The 19,409-nt window shown below is 61.1% G+C and carries 17 protein-coding genes, 1 tRNA gene and 3 pseudogenes; 15 read left to right on the top strand and 6 right to left on the bottom strand.

Annotation, left to right across the window (positions count from 1 at the left end):
* Positions 1-76: 76 nt before the first annotated feature.
* From RA167_RS02450 to RA167_RS02420, 7 genes and pseudogenes are all read left to right on the top strand, one after another.
* Positions 77-291 (top strand): annotated as a pseudogene (locus RA167_RS02450) (response regulator); the annotation flags it as partial.
* A gap of 83 nt (positions 292-374) precedes the next feature.
* A tRNA-Met gene (locus RA167_RS02445) sits at positions 375-451 on the top strand.
* Between the two features lie 637 nt (positions 452-1,088).
* On the top strand, positions 1,089-1,487 hold the full coding sequence (locus tag RA167_RS02440) for a hypothetical protein (RefSeq protein WP_338877126.1): 399 nt from the start codon (positions 1,089-1,091) through the stop codon (positions 1,485-1,487).
* Positions 1,488-1,499: 12 nt separating this feature from the next.
* A complete protein-coding gene (locus RA167_RS02435; protein WP_338877124.1) occupies positions 1,500-2,462 on the top strand; it encodes a hypothetical protein in 963 nt (320 codons plus the stop codon).
* Between the two features lie 67 nt (positions 2,463-2,529).
* Positions 2,530-2,688, top strand: a pseudogene (locus RA167_RS02430) (LysR family transcriptional regulator); the annotation flags it as partial.
* A gap of 135 nt (positions 2,689-2,823) precedes the next feature.
* Positions 2,824-3,915, top strand: coding sequence for an AI-2E family transporter YdiK (gene ydiK, locus RA167_RS02425; RefSeq protein ID WP_076786135.1), 1,092 nt, complete (start codon positions 2,824-2,826; stop codon positions 3,913-3,915).
* A 237-nt stretch (positions 3,916-4,152) separates the two neighbouring features.
* On the top strand, positions 4,153-4,347 hold the full coding sequence (locus RA167_RS02420; protein ID WP_338877122.1) for a hypothetical protein: 195 nt from the start codon (positions 4,153-4,155) through the stop codon (positions 4,345-4,347).
* A gap of 15 nt (positions 4,348-4,362) precedes the next feature.
* Here the strand turns inward: RA167_RS02420 and RA167_RS02415 are convergent, their stop codons facing one another.
* The 3 genes from RA167_RS02415 to RA167_RS02405 all read right to left on the bottom strand — a co-directional run bounded on the left by RA167_RS02415 (position 4,363) and on the right by RA167_RS02405 (position 6,645).
* On the bottom strand, positions 4,363-5,628 hold the full coding sequence (locus tag RA167_RS02415) for an Nramp family divalent metal transporter (protein WP_083706090.1): 1,266 nt from the start codon (positions 5,626-5,628) through the stop codon (positions 4,363-4,365).
* Positions 5,629-5,700: 72 nt separating this feature from the next.
* Complete coding sequence (locus tag RA167_RS02410) at positions 5,701-5,904, bottom strand: DUF6723 family protein (protein ID WP_235091132.1); 204 nt, start codon at positions 5,902-5,904, stop codon at positions 5,701-5,703.
* A gap of 486 nt (positions 5,905-6,390) precedes the next feature.
* Positions 6,391-6,645 (bottom strand): DUF6566 family protein, encoded by a 255-nt coding sequence (locus tag RA167_RS02405; RefSeq protein WP_076787698.1) that lies wholly within the window; start codon positions 6,643-6,645, stop codon positions 6,391-6,393.
* Positions 6,646-6,964: 319 nt separating this feature from the next.
* Here RA167_RS02405 and RA167_RS02400 point away from each other — a divergent pair, with 319 nt between their 5' ends.
* Together RA167_RS02400 and RA167_RS02395 are read left to right on the top strand one after the other, a co-directional pair.
* On the top strand, positions 6,965-7,834 hold the full coding sequence (locus tag RA167_RS02400; RefSeq protein WP_076786129.1) for a manganese catalase family protein: 870 nt from the start codon (positions 6,965-6,967) through the stop codon (positions 7,832-7,834).
* 105 nt (positions 7,835-7,939) lie between these two features.
* The gene (locus RA167_RS02395) at positions 7,940-8,605 is read left to right on the top strand and encodes a phosphoribosyltransferase (RefSeq protein WP_076786128.1); all 666 of its coding nucleotides are present in this window, start codon (positions 7,940-7,942) and stop codon (positions 8,603-8,605) included.
* A gap of 18 nt (positions 8,606-8,623) precedes the next feature.
* On the opposite strand, the gene RA167_RS02390 is transcribed toward RA167_RS02395, so the two are convergent.
* Entirely contained in the window at positions 8,624-10,030 is a 1,407-nt protein-coding gene (locus RA167_RS02390) for a hypothetical protein (protein WP_076786127.1), read from the bottom strand.
* Positions 10,031-10,436: 406 nt separating this feature from the next.
* Here RA167_RS02390 and RA167_RS02385 point away from each other — a divergent pair, with 406 nt between their 5' ends.
* The 3 genes from RA167_RS02385 to RA167_RS02375 all read left to right on the top strand — a co-directional run bounded on the left by RA167_RS02385 (position 10,437) and on the right by RA167_RS02375 (position 14,347).
* Positions 10,437-11,168 (top strand): c-type cytochrome, encoded by a 732-nt coding sequence (locus tag RA167_RS02385; RefSeq protein WP_076786126.1) that lies wholly within the window; start codon positions 10,437-10,439, stop codon positions 11,166-11,168.
* Positions 11,169-11,188: 20 nt separating this feature from the next.
* Positions 11,189-12,487 (top strand): c-type cytochrome, encoded by a 1,299-nt coding sequence (locus tag RA167_RS02380; protein WP_076786125.1) that lies wholly within the window; start codon positions 11,189-11,191, stop codon positions 12,485-12,487.
* Positions 12,488-12,676: 189 nt separating this feature from the next.
* The gene (locus RA167_RS02375) at positions 12,677-14,347 is read left to right on the top strand and encodes a DEAD/DEAH box helicase (protein ID WP_076786124.1); all 1,671 of its coding nucleotides are present in this window, start codon (positions 12,677-12,679) and stop codon (positions 14,345-14,347) included.
* Here RA167_RS02375 and RA167_RS02370 read toward each other — a convergent pair.
* Entirely contained in the window at positions 14,344-14,841 is a 498-nt protein-coding gene (locus RA167_RS02370) for a hypothetical protein (protein WP_076786123.1), read from the bottom strand. The two genes, RA167_RS02375 and RA167_RS02370, sit on opposite strands and share 4 nt — an antisense overlap.
* Positions 14,842-14,925: 84 nt before the next feature.
* A complete protein-coding gene (locus RA167_RS02365; protein WP_076787696.1) occupies positions 14,926-15,753 on the bottom strand; it encodes a ferritin-like domain-containing protein in 828 nt (275 codons plus the stop codon).
* A gap of 265 nt (positions 15,754-16,018) precedes the next feature.
* On the opposite strand from RA167_RS02365, the gene RA167_RS02360 reads away from it, so the two are divergent.
* The 3 genes and pseudogenes from RA167_RS02360 to glpD all read left to right on the top strand — a co-directional run bounded on the left by RA167_RS02360 (position 16,019) and on the right by glpD (position 19,370).
* Positions 16,019-16,798 (top strand): DeoR/GlpR family DNA-binding transcription regulator, encoded by a 780-nt coding sequence (locus tag RA167_RS02360; RefSeq protein WP_076786122.1) that lies wholly within the window; start codon positions 16,019-16,021, stop codon positions 16,796-16,798.
* 163 nt (positions 16,799-16,961) lie between these two features.
* Positions 16,962-17,200, top strand: a pseudogene (locus RA167_RS02355) (PepSY domain-containing protein); the annotation flags it as partial.
* 610 nt (positions 17,201-17,810) lie between these two features.
* A complete protein-coding gene (gene glpD / locus RA167_RS02350) occupies positions 17,811-19,370 on the top strand; it encodes a glycerol-3-phosphate dehydrogenase (protein ID WP_237574349.1) in 1,560 nt (519 codons plus the stop codon).
* Positions 19,371-19,409 lie beyond the last annotated feature (39 nt).

The following is a 19,409-nucleotide window of genomic DNA, read 5'->3' as shown; positions in this document are numbered from 1 at the left end:
GCATGTCGTTGCAATATGTACGATAAGAAAACGCCGAGAACGGGGACAAGTTTGCGCCGCCGGCACTAAAATGCCCATACGCATGCTTATTGCCGAAAATGACAGCATACTCGCGGATGGCCTGATCCGATCACTCCGCCATTTGGGCTATGCGGTCGATCACATCAAGACGGGGTCGAGGCCGACGTAGCCCTGTCGATGCAATCGTTCGACCTGCTATTCCTTAATCTCGGACTGCCGCGCATGGGCAAGCTCGACGTATTAAGCAGGCTGCGGCAACGCAATTCCAACCGCTTTGCATCGGCCGGCCCCCAAGGGGGGCGTGAAAGTGGTTGACAACACGTCTGCTCATGCCCATAATCTGAGATTCTTTCGGCGAATTAGCTCAGTCGGTTAGAGCGACGGAATCATAATCCGCAGGTCCGGGGTTCGAGTCCCTGATTCGCCACCATATTTGACGCGGCCCGCCACGATGCGGGCTGTTTTGTTCCGCAAATAGCGCGCTGTTCTGCAATCTTCGCTACCGGGTAGACGTCACCAGCTTGCCCTTCCGGTGCCGCACATATCGGCGCGTCATCTTCTCATCAGCGTGTCCTAGCTGGTTGTTGGCCGCCGCCATGCCTGCCGATTTCCCCTTGTCGGTGCCCCGCTTTAACGCGCAGGTCGTGGGACTGGAACGCTTCGATGGCAGTGGCCAGTTCGTGCCGTTTCTGCGCACGCACCTTCTTCGCTGCACCCAACCACGCTCGTGGGCATCGCCATAGACAAGCTTCGCTCGCTCCAGCATTACGTGTGCGCGGTGCGGCCGCAGACAGTAGGATGCAACTTATCTGCATCATCAGTTATTTGAGCCGCACGTTGTTTGGGCTGCTTGCTGTTTACCAGGGCCAGCGTCGCACGAGCTTCTTCAAAAGTGTGCGTTATTAAAAAACGATGTAACAGCTCCCGCATATCGTCAGAGCACTATCCGCCAAAAACATGGCGTTTAAAAGTTCATAGCTGTGCTCGTCTTCTCACTTTTAGCTAACCTGCTGTGCGGTTTCGCTTCGTATTGCGCCGTTTCTTTTTATCGACCGCTGAGTGTGCTGATGGACTTTGATCTGAATGCCGCTTTAAACGACTATAGTGCCTACATCCGCGCGTTGGAGTCGTGCCCGCAACCCGCCGCGTCGGTGCCACCGCCACGGCAGCCACCAAGCAGCGCTTTAGCTAACACGTCGGCCAGCCGGCCCACGACATATCATGACCTGCCGCCCGAACTGATTGAGCGGATCGGTGACTACGTGCCCGTTCAAGACGTGGAAAATTTTTCAGTAGTTGATCGTCGCACGTATCATGCGATGCAAACCAGGCGGTTAGTTTACCGCTACTGGCAACAAGCCAACCAAGCCGTAAGTCTCGCGTCAGTCAACCAACTGCTCAATGAGATGGATGGCACGCTCGCCGATCCGGTGCAGCACGTCGAGCCGATTGACGCGTTACGCTAGCGTCTGCAAGCATTGCCGGAGGCCGAGCAAGGCGAGGCGTTCAAGCGATTGTTCGCAGCCGCGCAGCGCATTCCGAAGCATGGGTTACCAATACAAAAGGCGCTGATGCTGAGATTTCGTTATTTGCCATGGTATCAGCGCCTTGAAGTATTTGACTTCGCTCACGCTTTAGTGGCACAGCGCGGGCCTGAGCAGGACAATGTCTGGCCGGCACTGGCGATTGGATTGATCGATTTCAACATCGGCTCACCGGAGTTCATCGAGCGTTATCAGGCGATCTTGGCGCGGCTGCCGTCGTTGAACGTGTCCCAGCAAGCGGAGCTGATTTCAGTCTTGGTCGGGCTACTGGGGCATTTGCATTCGGATAGGGCGCACCCGAGTAAATCCGCACAGTACGCGTTTTTTTGCGAACAGGCTCTACGCCTTCCACCCGCTTATCAGGGTGTGGCAGTTGGTGCGTTGGCGGAGAGCATATGGGTCTTGCCAAAAACGGAGCAGCCCGTGCGTTACGCGCAAATGCGCGACTTAGCTTTATCGCTGCCAGACGAGCAGTGGGGAATCGCATTGCGCCATTTGCCGGCGGCGGGAATCAAGGCGTTGCCGCCTGACCAACATGCACAGGAGTTGGCCTTGTTTGAGCGCCATTTGGCGCGTGTGCCAGCGGCGCAGCGTGAGGGGGCGGTGCTCGGATTGCTGTCTAGTATTCGTTATCTGGATGAGGCGCTGTCGCAGCGAGTATGGCCGCAAGGGTTGGATTTGATCAATGGCAGGGGCGAAGCGGCGTTATTGCGTCTGCTCACCGGGCTTCAGACATATTCTGTGTTCCGGACCATTAACGATCAAAAATTATTATCTGCCAAGGCTCAGGTCATCGAGTTTATGGAAGCCAATCGTTTCTCTGAGGCGGCCCGTGCACGCATCCTAGACAGTGTTCGAAATTGGAACTTTCCATGGCTCAGGCATGAGCCATCTTAATGGAAGCGGTGCGCAGAGTTGGTTGTGGCAATCAGGGCTGATTGTGCATCTGTTCGGTGCAAGCATTCTGCGCCGCGGCGATCTGATTGAGGTCCTGCCAAAGCACCGAGCGGCCCCAATGCCGATGACATTGTTCGCCCCCCACCGCGAACCGGTATCCAGACGGTTTCGAGTCTTTGCCGAACGGCTCGAACCGCTGTTGAAACGGCGGCTGTCGCAACGGTGATGTCGCACCGGCCATAAGCTCATGTTTTTTCGCCATCGTGTGGAACATGCGCACGTGAATCGGGACCGATCCTTGCTCTCCCCATGCACGTCGCGCTGCGCGCGGCACATCAATCACGCTGGAGGTATCGACGGTATGAACCATTCACAAGCGCAAACAGATATCGCGCGGGCTTTGCTAATCATTTTTATTTTGTCGCTGCTGATCGGGGGCAGCCTGTATATCATGAGCCCGTTCCTGCCCGCGCTGATTTGGGCCACGATGATCGTCGTGGCAACGTGGCCGATGATGCGCGGCGCACAGGAGCGGCTCGGCGGACGACGCGGCCGAGCGACTGCGTTGATGCTGGCCGCCTTGTTGATCGTCATCGCGTTGCCACTGTATGGCGCGGTGGTAGCCATCGCAGCCCACGCCGATACGATCCTGCAACACGCCCGCGCCCTGCCAGACTACCGGCCCGCTCCGCCACCGGCTTGGTTGCACGAGGTGCCGCTGGTCGGCGAGCGCATCACCTCGGCATGGCAGCGGCTCACCCACGCCGGTATCGACGGCCTGCTGGAATTCGTTGCCCCTTACGCGGATACCGGCGCGAAATGGATGGTGTCGCGCGCGACCGCGGTCGGTGGCGTACTCGTGCATCTGCTGTTGACGCTCATCCTATGCGGGGTGTTGTACATGCATGGCGAAGCGGCAGCCGGGGCTGTGCGGCGCTTTGCTTATCGCCTTGCCGATGAACGCGGTACGGCCGCGGTGCGCCTGGCCGGCCAGGCCATCCGCGCCGTCGCGCTGGGCATCGTCGTCACCGCGGCCGTGCAATCGGCGCTGGCCGGGCTGGGGCTACTCGCCGCTGGGATACCCGGCGCGGGCATGGTATGCGCGATCACCCTCATCTTCTGCCTGGCGCAGATCGGTCCGCTGCTGCCGTTAATTGGCGCGGCAATCTGGTTGTTCTACCAGGACGCGACTATCGCCGGGGTCGCCATGCTCATCTGGGCGTTCGTCGTTTCCAGTCTCGACAATGTCATACGTCCGCCGCTGATCCAGCGTGGCGTGGACCTGCCGATGCTATTGGTGTTGGCCGGCGTACTTGGTGGACTGATTGCATTCGGCATCGTCGGACTGTTCATCGGGCCGGTCATTTTGGCTGTCACCTACAAGCTGATGCACGCATGGATCGATGAGCAGGCCAAAGCCGTATCCCGCCCCTCTCGCCAAGAACGGGCGTAGCCGTAACGACGCAAACGCCCCACGCCGGCGTTCAACCCAGCACCGCACGGCGAGCAACGGGCTCGTCGGCACGCCGATGCTTGCGCTGGGCATCATATTCGCGGGCCCCACGCTGATGGCTGCCTGCGGCGGCGACAACGCGTGACGGGAGCGTTGTCGCCGCCGGTCAGCATGGCGTCGCTCCAAGGCGCGTCGTTCAACTCGATGCCCGCACCTGCGTTGGCTAACTTGGCAGCCATGGCAAGCACGAGCATGGGCTTGATACTGACGACCCGCTTCAGCAACGGCAGCCGCCGCGCCTACAATCTGGCTTACCAGCCGTTCAGTCAGAACCTGTACGGTGATCCGACCAAGACTGAACCCTACTCCTTACCCGTACGGCCACCTAAGCCGCCGCACGTGCGACGACAAGTTTTCACGTCGCATTGTTGAGACGCAATCGGGCTGTTAGCACAGTGTATCGACGATCAACGCAACGTTTAGGCCAATCACCAGCACTGCGGCCACCATCGATAATACGGCAAGCCACGGACTGAGCCGATAGCCACCCATCACATCGCGATGGCGACACAACCAAACCAGCGCAATCATCGGCACCGGCACCGTGAGACTCAATACCACCTGGCTGATGATCAAGGCGCGGGTCGCATCGACACCGGCAGCGACTACCAGGAATGCAGGCAACATCGTCACTAAGCGGCGCATGATGACGGGAATGCGGAAACCGACGAAGCCCTGCATGATCATTTGTCCCGCCATCGTGCCGACCACCGAGCTTGACAATCCCGAAGCGATCAGCGACACGATGAACAATGCCGAGGCTGCAGCACCAAATAACGGCGTCAATGTCCGGTACGCCTGGTCGATCTCAGCAACATGTGCATGACCAGGATGGAATGCGCCGGCGGCCATCACCACCATGGCCATGTTGACCAGTCCCGCCACACTCAACGCAACGAGCACCTCGATCCGACTGTAGCGCAGCAGCGCGCGACGGTCCGCGTCGCTTCGCGCGACGACGCGCTCGCCGGTCAATCCTGAATGCAAGAAAAGCGCATGCGGCATCACCGTCGCACCGACGATGCCGACCGCGATGGTCAATGCCGGATGGTCGGGTATTGACGGGTGGAGCGCGCCGTGCCCCACTGCCCGCCAATCAATCGGCACGATGAACAGCTGCGCAACGTAGGCTAATGCGATAATACCGACCAGGGCGCCGATCGCCAGTTCCAGCGGCCGAAAACCGTGCCGCTGGAACATTAGCATTAGGTACGTCAGCACGCCGACGATCACCATGGCGGTGAGCAGCGGAATGTGAAACAGTAACGCCACGCCGATGGCCCCGCCGATGAACTCGGCCAGATCCGTGGCCATCGCCGCGAGTTCGCTGGCCATCCACATCGACAAGGTCACCGGCTTGGGCAGACGCGCCCGGCATAACTGGGCCAGGTTACACCCGGTCACGATCCCGAGCCGTGCCGACAAGCCCTGGAAGAGCATCGCAACGAGGCTGGCGAACAGCACCACCCACAGCAACTGATAGCCATATCCAGCGCCGGCCTGGATATTGGTGGCGAAGTTGCCCGGGTCCATATAGGCGACCGACACCACCACGGCCGGTCCAGCCAATGGCAACAGGATCCGTACGCCGCGTCGGCGGCCGTCTAGGACCTGTCTGACTTGTTGCGCGGTTTGCTCGCTAGAAATCGCCATGAATTTGCACATCCCCATCGTATTGAACGCCTCGGCGCCGGCGCGTGCGCGCCCTCCGGCAACACCGCGTCGTCACCGCTCTGGATTGCGGCGGTCGTCAGCCACAACCTTGCGGCCATATTCGAGCGCCGCCGCACGCGCCTGCTCAATCGTGTCGAATGGACCGATCTCGGGAGCACCCGGAAATGGGAAGATCACACGGCGATCGGCCTGTCGCACGACCTTCAGCACACCGATAAAACGGCCGTCCATGCCGGGCTTAGCGGTGACGAGCACCTTAAATCCTTCACTCCAGGATTGCTCGGCGCCGGGATTCTGCCTTCCAGCTTGGGGTGGGTTGTACTGCACGGTCCTCTCCTGTCGAGTCGGCACCACACACCAACGCCGTGCGGCGCCCCGCGCCCGCCGTCGCGCCTTGTTTGAAACACGGTGCCAGCTACTTCTATCGGGCAACGCCGTTAGCCGTTAGCATGGTTCATTCCCGGCTGCAAGCCACGCAATTTGCGGACTTGAGCGAACGCAAGCCAGCCGCGCCGCACACACGATAGGTTTAGCCCGCGATGCGTTTGATACACGATGTGTTTGATACGTGGTACGTTTGGTATGTGATACCCACGAGTACGAGCAATACCACTAGTACGCAGACGCGCCAGCAACACACCCCGCACCGACATCCGCGTACGACAGGCAGCAGGAATCCAGCGCTCGGTGCCGCATCGTTCACCGTCAACCGACTGGCGTTCGGTACCGCGTCGTTCACCGTCAACTAGCGCCTCGTCGCCTCTCGATGAACAAACGCGCCCGCTCCACTCCGGCGCGCACGGCTTCATCAGCTGTCAGCCATTCCGGCGCCACCTCTTGTGGCATATCGAACTGCACTGGTTCGCGATCGCGCGTGATTTGAATCTGCGGTACCCACGCGCCCCGCGCGTTGCGCTGCGCCGTCACCTTGGCATGGTGGTCCAAATAATCGAATACCGTGACGCCATGATCACTGACGCCGGACAAGCTGTTCATCATCGTCCTCTGTTGATCCACATTGCCCTCGAGAGTGCCGTCATTACGTTACCTGTCACACGCTTGCGCCGGATACGGCCGCTTTTCAACGAACGGATCAAGCCGTTCCGGCTGCGCATGGATTTCTTGCGACCGCACGGCGTGCACCAGATAGCCTTCTACGGGGCACGCGGGTGACGTCGCTATCGCAATACCCGTGCCACGATGCGGTTGCGCATTGCATTGGCGGGAACGCACGTTGCGCAAACAAATCGGCGGCTGACGCTACGCGTGCGGCCTTGGCGAGCACCGCGACACCTTTCACGTCACAGGAGGCTTCATGTTCGTCCACAACAAACGATTGCAGTACACCGTACGGGTCAATGGTACGGACCCTGGCCTGGCTAATCTGTTGCTGGAGCAGTTCGGCGGTCCACAAGGCGAATTGGCCGCAGCCATGCGTTACTTCACGCAGGCCATCAGCGAGGAAGATCCCGGCCGCAAGGACATGCTATTCGACATCGCGACAGAAGAACTCAGTCATCTGGAGATCATCGGGTCTATCGTCGCGATGCTCAATCGTGGAGCGAAGGGCGAGTTGGCCGAGGCGGTCGATGAGCAGGCCGAGCTTTATCGCAAACTGAATGGCGCCGGCAATGACAGCCACGTGACACAAGTGCTGTACGGCGCCGGCACGCCGCTGACGAATTCGGCCGGCGTGCCGTGGAGCGCCGCGTACATCGATACAATCGGGGAGCCAACCGCTGACTTGCGCTCGAATATCGCCGCCGAGGCCAGGGCCAAGATCGTCTATGAGCGGCTGATCAATGTCACCGACGATTCTGGCGTGCGAGACGCGCTCGGCTTTTTGATGACCCGCGAAGTCTCTCATCAGAAATCATTCGAAAAAGCGCTTTATTCCATTACGTCGAATTTCCCGCCGGGCAAGCTGCCGCCCGCGCCGGAATATGCGAGCAGTTATTTCAAGATGTCGACCGGCGCGGCACCGGTACGCGGACCCTGGAATGAGGGCGGCGACTTAAACCTCGTCGAGAATCCGCCGGTGCCGGTCGATGGCGGTGACGGCCAGGCGAGCGTGACACTGCAACCGGATGAGGATGCCGCGCTGAGCGCGATGAAGCAGCGGCTCAGGTCGGACCCGGCCACGGACCCACCCACTGGCGCGGAGTTAGAAATGAACAAGCGATGACCGCGGCGCGCGACGTGTAGCGTCCCCGGCGGTCCACGCGATGATGAGCTATCCGTCGCGGTGCATCTTCGGTCGCGACAACACAAATCCCGGATTACCTACACGATGTCCACGCTTTTGCCTTTCCCAAACCGCCGCGCGGCGGGCAGTGCACTGGCCGGCGCGCTGACCCGCTATCGGGATGCGACGCCGCTGGTCGTCGGCTTGCCGCGCGGCGGCGTACCGGTGGCATTTGAGGTCGCCCGAGCGCTGGGCGGCAGCCTTGACGTGCTGCTGGTACGCAAGCTCGGCGCGCCGCAGCAGCCGGAACTCGCGCTAGGTTCAATCGTCGATGGTGATCCGCCACAAGTGCTCTGGAACGAGGACATCGTTGTGGCGCTGCGCCCCGGCGATGACTATCTGATCGCCGAGCAGCATCGTCAGCAGCGGGAATTGGCGCGACGCCGCGAGCGGTACCGACACGGCGCCACACCGATGCCAGCCGCGCAGCGCACGATCATTGTTGTGGATGACGGCGTGGCCACCGGAAGCACGATGAAGGTGGCCCTACTCGCGTTGCGCAATTTGGGCGCCGCACGCCTAGTCGCCGCAGCGCCGGTCGCTCCACGCGACGTCTGGAATTCGATTGCGACGCTGGCGGACGACGCTGTGTGCCTCGCACCGCTCGATTCGTTCAGTAGCGTGAGTCTATATTACGTCGATTTCACGCAAACCACTGACGACGAAGTCATCGGGTTGATGGCGCAGGCACGCGGATGGCAGCACCGCTGACGGCTAATCGTACGCAAGTTAATCCTCCGGCACTGTCGTATTGACGAAGTCGAGCAACTTCGCGCGAGCCGCGTCGCTGAGCGGGTGACGCTCGATAAACGCTAGAATCTCGTGCTTTGCATCCTCCCACTGCTGCATGGGAAGCAAGGGTACCAATTGCTGATGGGCCAATTCGTCGACCACGGTAGACAGACAGGTGTCGTCGCAGCTGTCGAGCAGCTGAAACGCCTTGCGCCACGCCCACCTGGATAGCGTCGCGTCGTCCAGTCCAACGGTGCTTTCGAGCAATCCCAATGTGACTGCCTCACGATGCTCGGGCCGCACGCGACTGATAAGAGGCTCCAGCAGCGTGAATTCGGCTGCATGGTGCTGTTGTGGCAGCAACACCAACGCAGTCGGCAAGCGCCGAAGCACCAAGCCGATCTGATCGTCTGGCAACGCCTCCGTGAGGCTGCGTAGCTGCGCATAATGCGCCGGCATTTGCTCCGCCGGCAGCAACCATATCATATGGGCCAGTGCGCCAATTGGCGCCCCCCGATAAGCCGGGGGCAATCGCTGCACCCAATCTTGCATAAGCCGATGATAACTGGCCAGCGTGGCCGATTCATCCGGACTATCCTCGTAGAAGCCAGGCAGCAGCATCACCAACTGCACGATCAACTCCGCCTGTGCAGGCGCATCCAGCGAGGCAAGCCTGCTGATAAAAGCCGAGTATTCGCGCTCGAAGCGCGGCGGATCCAGTGGCAAGCATCTAAGCAACCATGCAAGCGAGGCCCACAACTGACCGTGCCCGGCAGCATCACTCTTTTCGATAGCCGCATGGACGAAGTCGTACATTGGCACCTGCTCCTGGACCGGCAATCCCGGTATAGTGCCAATCATCCCTTTGCGTATCAGCAAGCTCGCATGTGTCGGCAACCGGCCCGCCATGTCGAAAATCCGCTTATAGGTTTGCGCCCGGTGTTGCTGTGGCAATTCCGGTATTCGAGGCCACAGCACCTCGAGCGGCGCAGCCCGCAATATCGCTTCGCCGTCGATCCGTTCGATTTCGTCCAGCAACGCCTGCGTGCGGCGCGAATCAAGCCGATAAACATTGTCGGCTCGCTGATAACAAAGCCAGCTGCGTCGCATGTCCTGCAACGCGTGATAAGTGCGCCGCGTCGCCGACGACAAGCTGCCCATGTCGTCGAACGACGTGTGCGCGGCGATCCGCCGCATAATCTCGGGCGGCAGGTCTTCAAACGTCGTCGCGCGCCTCGGTGCGGAACTGACCGACTGTTGTGCCGCGCATTGGCGGGCCGGCAGCACGGCAAGCGCACTGCTCCCTATTAGACTGGGTGGCGCAGCGCCTACAACGGCAATCTGCTGTTGTAACATGTAATGGTCTGCAACCGCACTGTACGCGTGAATCGAATCGAAATCCATGAAATCACCGAGAAATTTTCGGAAGGAAATGCGGCCATCGGCGGCTACACGGCGCGAATCTATTGAGTCGTTGACGCATAAAATAACTTAAATCAACTCGTTGGGGACAGCGGCAAGCGGCCACAAATAGGTTTTTGGTCCGATGGCGAAAAGACCTGCGAGGCTTACGAAGAGACTTAGCCAATTATCGCATTACCGGCCAGATGGCCGAATCGCGTCGTCCGTCGCGACGTCCAGCCAAATGCCCCCCTCGACGCTCAGCCAAATGGCCAATATGGCCGTTCGGTGATAGAATAACCTGCTGCATTGCAGCACCTTCGCCGCCGCAAGTCGGCGCCGCGATTCGGAAGGCGCGCCAAGCCTTCGCCAAAACCGCCTGCGTTACCCAATGCGGTCCCCATTATCGATGGAGTTACGCGTGTCTTCTAGACGCCTCTTGCGCCCGTTGCTGGCTGCACTTCTGGCTGCCAGCGCAGGCATTGCCAGCGCTGCCAAAGGGCAAGCGAACCTGCCGCCTCTGAACTCAATGGAAGCCCGCGTCGCCGCGTGCGCCGCATGCCACGGCGATCAGGGTCAGGGCACCGACAATGACTACTTTCCACGTCTTGCAGGCAAGCCCGCTGAATATCTGTACAACCAGTTGGTCAATTTCCGCGACGGGCACCGCAAGTACCCGCCGATGAACTATCTGGTCACGTACCTTTCCGACGATTACCTGCGCAAGATCGCCGAGTATTACTCAAAACAACGGCCGCCGTACCCGGCGCCGGCGCAGCCGAGCGTCTCTGCGTCGACGCTGGCACGCGGCAAGCAGATCGTGTTGAACGGCGATCCGGCGCGCAACGTGCCCGCGTGCGCGGCATGCCACGGCAAGACGCTGACCGGCATGGAACCGGCGATCCCGGGCCTAGTGGGCCTACATGCGGACTACATCAGCGCGCAGCTTGGCGCATGGCGCTCTGGTGTGCGCCGCGCGAAGGCGCCAGACTGCATGCACACGGTCGCGACCCGCCTCAACGACGACGACATCGCCGCGGTCGCCCACTGGCTCTCCACGCAACCCGCACCGGCTAACCCAGTGCCGGCGCCGGCCCGTTCGTCGAAGATGCCGCTGCAATGCGGCAGTGAGCCGCAGTAAGCGACAGGAGACACATCAAGATGAAACGCAAGACTCTTTTCGCGCTGTCGGCCGTCATCGCGGTAGCGGCCGCGGCACTGGTGCCGGTGCTGTGGTCTGGCAGCAACAATATCCACGGCGGCAGCGCGATGGCCGCGAGCCCGGCCGACCAGGCCGCGCTGATCAAGCAAGGCGAATACTTAGCGCGCGCCGGCGACTGCGTTGCATGCCACACGGTACGCGGCGGCAAGCCCTTCGCCGGTGGCTTGCCGATGGCCACGCCGTTCGGTACGATGTACACGCCGAACATCACACCGGACGAGCAGTACGGGATCGGCAAGTGGAGTTCGGACGACTTCTACCGCGCGATGCACACTGGCCGCGGCAAGAACGGCGAATTGCTGTATCCGGGCTTTCCGTTCACCAGCTATACGAAAGTCACGCGCGCGGACTCGGACGCGATCTACGCATATCTGCGTTCAGTGGCGCCGGTTGCACAGCCGAGCCGCGAGCACGAACTACGCTTCCCATTTAATCAACGCAACATGCTGATCGGCTGGCGCACGTTGTTCTTCCGCGAGGGCGAATACAAGCCGGATCCGACCAAGTCGGTCGAGTGGAACCGCGGCGCCTACCTGGTCGAGGGACTGGGCCACTGCGGCATGTGCCACACGTCGATCAACGCGCTAGGCGGCTCGAACCAGGCAGCGGCGTTTGCCGGTGGCCTGATCCCGCTGCAGAACTGGTATGCACCGTCGCTCACATCGAGCAAGGAAGCGGGCCTGGGTGACTGGGATCTGCAGGACATCTCAGATCTGTTGAAGACTGGCGTGTCGCAACGTGGTGCGGTGTTCGGGCCTATGTCTGAAGTCGTACACAACAGCCTGCAATACATGACTGACGAAGACATCCGGGCAATCTCGACTTACCTGAAAACGATTCCGCAGAAGAAGGAAGCACCGGAGACGATGCAGTTGGAAACCTCTATCGCGTTCGGCAAGGAGTTGTTCGAGCAAGGCAGGAAGATCTACAACGATCAATGCGCGAAGTGCCATGCGGAAAACGGTCTTGGTTATCCGCCACACTTCCCGCCGCTGGCGAACAACCAGTCGGTGCAAATGCAGTCGGCAGTGAATCCGATCCGCATGGTACTTAATGGTGGCTATCCGCCGAGCACGCACGCCAATCCTGAGCCGTACGGCATGCCGCCGTTCGCGCACTCGATGTCGGACCAGGAAGTCGCCGCCGTGGTCACGTACTTGCGCATGGCATGGGGCAACAAGGGCACGCCAGTGTCGCCGCAGCAGGTCAACGAACTGCGCTCCGCGCCGCTCGACTGATCCTACGCGAATCCCCAATCTCAGGGCGCGGCCGGAACCACGGGCCGCGCCCTTTGTCTTTGTTATCACGCTGTTTTACTTACGCGGGGCATCGCGACAGTCGGCTTGCCCTCGCGTCTTCAGACTTTCACTGCACCGATTCGCGACTGATGCGCGTTGCGCGCCGGACCGGTGACGACACCATCCAATATGTCATTTGATTCTCTCGGCTTGTCCGAACCTCTGGTTCGTGCAGTCAACGAACTCGGCTACACGACGCCGACACCGATCCAGCGGCAAGCCATTCCGGCCGTGCTCGGCGGCGGCGACCTGCTGGCTGGCGCACAAACCGGCACCGGCAAGACTGCCGGTTTCACGCTGCCGATTCTGGAAAGGCTATCCCATTCGCGCGCGACATCGAGCAAAGTACCGGTTCGCGCCCTGATCTTGACGCCGACACGCGAATTGGCCGCGCAAGTCGAGCAAAGCGTGCGCGAATACGGCAAGTACCTCAAGCTGCGCTCGACGGTCATGTTCGGCGGCGTCGGCATCAACCCGCAAATCGACGCGCTGCGGCGCGGCGTCGACATCGTCGTGGCCACGCCTGGACGATTACTAGATCACCTTCAGCAGCGCACGATCGACCTCAGCAGCCTGCAGATCCTGGTGCTCGACGAGGCCGACCGGATGCTGGATATGGGCTTTATCCACGACATCAAGCGGGTGCTCAAGCATCTGCCTTTGCAGCGCCAGAACCTGCTGTTCTCGGCGACATTCTCCGACGAGATCAAGGCGCTCGCGGACAACCTGCTCGATTCGCCAGCGCTAATCGAAGTGGCCCGTCGCAATACCACCGCCGAGACGGTCACCCAAACGATCTATCCGGTCGATCGCGACCGCAAGCGCGAGCTACTCACGCATTTGATTAAGGCGCACAACTGGTTTCAGGTGCTCGTGTTCACGCGCACCAAGCACGGCGCAAACCGGCTTGCCGAACAGTTGACGAAGGACGGTATCAGCGCCCTGGCTATCCACGGCAACAAAAGCCAAGCGGCCCGGACCCGGGCATTGTCAGAATTCAAGGACGGCACGCTGCAAGTGTTGGTCGCTACCGACATCGCAGCGCGCGGCATCGACATCGACCAATTGCCGCATGTGGTGAATTTTGACCTGCCGAATGTTCCGGAAGACTACGTGCACCGTATCGGCCGAACAGGCCGCGCGGGCGCGACGGGCGAGGCCGTATCGCTAGTCTGCGTCGACGAACATCAATTGCTGACGGACATCGAGCGCCTAATTAAGCGCACGTTGCCGCGCGAGGTCATTGCCGGTTTCGAACCGGATCCCAACGCGAAACCAGAGCCAATCCAGCGGCGCAGCCAGCCGGCGCGCGGCGCGGGGCCACGCGAACCCCGCCGCGCCGGCGCCAAGCCACAAGTTGGTCAAGCGGCGAAACCACCAGCGGCGCCAGCGGCCAAATCCCGCACAGGGGCAGCGGCTAAGCTAGGGGCAGCTGCCAAGTCAGGGGCAGCTGCCAAGTCAGGGGCAGCTGCCAAGTCACAACCGGCGGCGCCAGCCAGGTCGCCGGCGGGGGCAGCCGCCAACCTGCGGCCCGCACAGGCGGGCAAATCCCCGTCGACGCACACTGCGAAGCCGGGCGCCGCGCCAGCAGGCAAGCGCAGCGGCGCGGTGCCCCAGATCGCGCCAGGGCGGCATCGCGAAGCGACCACTCCTTCGTCGCACGGTGGCCGTGACAAACGAATGGCGCCAGCACAGGAGCGCGACGCACGGCAGCCGCGCGCATCCGAATCACCGCCACGGCGCAACGGCGGCCCGGGTGCGCTGCTCGGCGGTGGTACCAAGAAGGGCTCGTCGCGCTAGTCGTGCGCGAGCAGCGCTCGGATTTGCGCGTCCCAACGCGCAAGCACGGCAGCGCGCGCGGGCTCGAGCAGCTCGAACGTGACGCCGGCTACGAGTTGTGCATAGTCGACGCGCTGCCATTGTGCCGCCTCCAGCACGGCGTCGAATACAGTCAGCGTCGTCGCGTCCTGCCGGCGCGGCGTGCTCACGCCCAGGCGCACCTGATACCACGCGTGCTCGAAAACGAACTCGAGCAGTGCGTTGCCGCCGGCGGCAAGAGCCCGCGCGGTGCGGGATTGCGGCCATAGCGCGAACCGCACACCGTGGGGATCAGGCACGACAATTTCGCCCACGCTGAGCAGCGACGTGCAAGGCCAGCGGAGCGGATCGACGGCGATCAATGAGGCCGCAAACGACGCCTTGTCATGCAGATGCGTGCCATCAAACCAGGCGCGCAGCACATCGGGCCACTCATCGAATGTGCCTCGTATCAGCGCGGTCTGCCGATCCCTCATCGTCTTCTCCGATTCGTCAATGGCGGCTCGCGCGCAGCGAGCCGTCCGTGATCGTCGACCGAGCGCCGCCGTACGCCATACTAGCTAGCGAAAAAATACGTGCTGCGTGATCTTGGCCAGCGGATAATGCACGCTGGGTTGGATTTTCGCTGGCAGGTCGAGCGGCTTGAGCAGCATCTTCACGCACATGTCGGCCGATAAGTGCCTGCGTATCAGCGTGTTCACGCGCGCCGCCTTTTCCCGCATGTAGGTGCTATTGCGAACCTGTGCAGGATATCTGACCGCGAACACATGTCGCAACGCGATCTCCGAATCTTCGTTCTTGATTTCCATCACGCGGCGCATCAGCGCGCCAAGCACCGCAAGGCGGCCATTGCCCTCAATCTGGTTGTACTTCTTGAAAAACTTGAAGAAGTACTTGTAATGCCGCACCTCGTCACTACGAATGTTGTCGGTGATCTGCTTGAGCACCGGCTCGTCTGAGCACTCGTTGATCGCGCGATACAACGTAGCCGTACCGGTCTCCACCACGCAGCGTGCGACCATTTCCAACGCCCGGGTCTTTTCGAACTCTTCCAACGAGCACGTTTTCGAATACTCGTCAAAAAAATGCTCAAATGCCAGGTCCCAATCGAACTCTGGCCAAACATAATTGATATAGGCCTTCAGCGCACGGCCGTGCTGCAACTCCTCGTGTTCCCAATGCTGGTTCAGCCATCCGGACACTTCTGGATCGCCATCGAAGAACGCGCTGAGGTTACTGGTATACAAATCCGAGCCGCTTTCAATAAACGATGCCGCGCATAACAGCAGCAGCAAATCCTCGTTCACAGCGGCGCGCGAACGATCGATCCGCGACAAATCGATATCCTCGATACGCCACGGCAACACAGTTTGAGTGTCGGTTTGCATTTTTTCCTCCGAAGCCTGCGCCCCGGCACGCCTGCACCCCTGCTCGCAGTGCTTGATCCGGGTATCGGTTCGCGACTTCTGCATGCCCTACGTAGTATCGGTTACAGTTTAACGTGCCGCGCCCGACTCTGCTGACCTGGAACAGACCGGGCATTCGTCCAGGCAGTTCCAATAGTCCGTGCCAAAAAGAACATTCGCTATACATCGTGTGTGGGCCTTTACAATACGCGAACCCGGACCGCTTCGCGACCATGCTAACAAGAACATGACCCGAGACCCGCGCATCACGTTGAATGCACGCCAGCAGGAATTGCTCGATTGCGTTCAGCATGAAGGCTTCGTTACTGTCGAGAACCTTGCTGCACGCTTTCACGTCACGCCGCAGACGATCCGGCGCGATGTGAATTGGCTCGCCGAAATAAACTTGCTGCGTCGCCACCACGGCGGAGTCACGTTGCCCACCAGTTCGGAAAACGTGTCGTATACCGCGCGCCAACGCATGTTCCACGAGGAGAAGCGGCGCATCGCCGCACTCGCCGCCAGCCATATTCCAGACCAGGCGTCGCTGTTCATTAATCTGGGCACGACGACCGAGGAAGTGGCGCGTGCGCTAAATCGCCATCGCGGCCTGCGCGTGATCACCAACAACCTGAACGTCGCGGCGGTCATGAGCGGCTATGCCGAATGCGAGGTGCTCGTCACCGGAGGCATCGTCCGTCCGTGGGACCAGGGCGTGGTCGGCGAGATGGCAATCGATTTCATCCGCCAATTCAAGGTTGACTATGCGTTGATCGGCATCTCGAGCATCGAGCTGGACGGCACGCTGCGTGACTTCGATACGCGCGAGGTTAGGGTGGCAGAGGCCATTATCGAGCACGCACGCAGCGTGTTCCTGGTGGCGGACCATTCGAAGTTCGGGCGCCCCGCGCTGGTGCGCCTTGGCCATTTGAGCCAGGTCGACGCGCTGTTTACCGACGCGCCGACACCCAGTGAGATGACAGAGGTCATTCTGGCGGCGGGCACTGACGTTCACGTCGCCAATTGAACACGGCAACGCGCGCCACAACCATTGCACGCTTGCATGAGCGCCGTCGCTCGGTTTGCTTGTCACTGGAGAACAACGATGCTGAAGTCTGCCTGAATTCGCCACGTTTTTGCTAGTGAAGGACGCGCCGAATCAGGATTCCCCAGTCTCGCGGGACCGATCCGGCGTCGGCCCGGCAGTGCTTTACTTCGATGCACGCGACGGGCACTTGATCGGCGAGCGGATTCCATGGCAAGGCACCGCTGCCGATATTTTCGTGCAGATGCAATTCCCGCTGCATTCCGGGCGCATCACTGGCTGCCAGTTCGGATTGCGATTTCGGCGATGGGCATCGTCGTCGCCATGCTGTCGGTGACCGGCGTCGTGATCTGGTACTGCAAGCGCCGCGCGCGCATGCTCTAGTACGACACTTGCCTCGCCGCCAGCGCTGCCACGGGCGTGCCCAAGCGCCGAGGAACGTAAAAACACAGCCACCGGGACATCATTCCGGTGACGCCCAATTTGCCACGCCAGCGGCTCACGTCACCCAGCGTCCGGGCACCGTCCTTGCGTAGGGTGCCACCCGGCGACTAGGCTCCCTCCCAGCATCGAACGTCACTCGACGGCTGAGCACCTTCCAAGCGTCGAACAGCACCCAACGACTAGGCATCCTTCCAGCGTCGAACAGCACCCGGTGGCTAGGCATCCTCCCAGCGTCGAACATCACCCGACGGCTAGGCATCCTCCCAGCGTCGAACAGCACCCGGTGGCTGAGCACCCTCCCAGCGTCGAACATCATCCGGCGGCCAGGCATCGCCTCAGCCCAGAACACCACCCGGCGACTGGGCATATGCGCTGAACGTCTCTTCCGTTGCCCGAACGCCCAGCGTCCTGTCACATATTTGAATATCTTGATATTTTTAAGTTTATTCGCTAAATTTTCGTTTGCGAAAATTTAATGTTGCTAATCGCGCATAGGCAAGGACGCAGCGCGGGGACCGCGCGGCGGTGCCGTCACATTCGGAGGGATAAGGTGGACAAAACGGATCACTACGATCTACTGGTCGTTGGCGGCGGCATCAATGGCGCGGGTATTGCGCGAGACGCGACAGGCCGTGGACTAAAGGTGTTGCTGTGCGAGCAAGACGACCTCGCAGCGCACACGTCCTCAGCCAGCACAAAGCTGATCCACGGCGGGCTACGCTATCTCGAATACTACGAGTTCGGGCTGGTCAGAAAAGCGCTGCAGGAGCGTGAAGTTCTGCTACGCGCAGCGCCGCACATCATTCGCCCACTGCGTTTCGTGATGCCGCACATGCCACACCTGCGCCCGGCATGGCTAATCCGCGCCGGGCTGTTCTTGTACGACCACCTCGCCCGGCGCGAGATGCTGCCCGGCTCAGAAAGCATCGACTTGCGTACCCATCCGTGCGGCACGCCGCTGGTGGATTCGATCACGCGCGGCTTCGTCTATTCGGATGGTTGGGTCGACGATGCGCGACTGGTCGTGCTCAACGCGCTCGACGCGCAGCTTCGCGGCGCGACGATCCTAACGCGCACGCGGCTGGTAAGCGCGCAGCGCAACGGCTCATCGTGGGACGCACAACTGCGCTCACGCGACGGACGGCTGCAACAGGTTCGCGCGCGCGCCATCGCCAATGCCGCGGGTCCGTGGGTCGGCGAGTTGCTGACCGACACGTTGAAGCTGGGCGCGCAGCATCGCGTCCGACTTGTTAAGGGTAGTCACATCGTCACGCGCAAGCTGTTCGATCATGATTTCGCGTATATCTTCCAGAACCCCGACAAGCGCATCATCTTCGCCATTCCCTACCAAAAAGACTTTACGCTGATCGGCACGACCGACGTCGAATACCATGACGACGCCTCGCGCGTGCAAATCGATGAAAGCGAAGTCGCGTATTTGTGTGAATCGGTGAACCGCTATTTCAAGCGCTCGATCGCGCGTACCGACGTGGTATGGACATACGCGGGTGTCCGCCCGCTGCTGGAGAACGACGAGAGCGCCACCGCGTCAGCAGTCACGCGTGACTACCGCTTAGATCTAGACATGCCTCCGGGGCAGGCGCCGATCCTATCGGTGTTCGGCGGCAAGATCACGACGTTCCGCAAGCTCGCCGAAGAAGCGCTGGACCGTCTCAGCGGGCCGCTGGCGATCACGCAACCGGCCTGGACCCGCGATGCGCCGCTGCCCGGCGGCGATATCGCCGGCTCGAACTTTGCGGCGTTTGCCGAGCAATTCGCGGCGCGTCATCGGTGGCTGCCCGACACGCTTGCACGGCGCTACGCGCACGCATATGGCACACGCGTCGAGCGGTTGCTGCAAGGCGCGAAAGGGCTGTCCGATCTAGGCACGGAAATTGCCCCCGGCTTGTACGAAGCCGAATTGCGCTACTTGCGTGACGAGGAATGGGCGTGCAGCGCCGAGGACGTGCTGTGGCGCCGCTCCAAGGTTGGCCTGCGACTGGACGCCCAGGCAGTCGGCAACGTGCAGGCCTGGTTCGAGCGATTCGGCGGCGATGCGCATGCCACCGCCGAACCCAATTTGCGCCTCGCCCGCGCGGTTCACGTGTAACCTGGCCAGCGGCCTGGCGCCGCGGGCAAAATAGAAAGC

It is taken from the genome of Mycetohabitans endofungorum (assembly GCF_037477895.1).
Taxonomy (GTDB): Bacteria; Pseudomonadota; Gammaproteobacteria; order Burkholderiales; family Burkholderiaceae; genus Mycetohabitans.
Note: the sequence above shows the minus strand (reverse complement) of the source record. Positions and strands in the feature narration are given on the sequence as shown.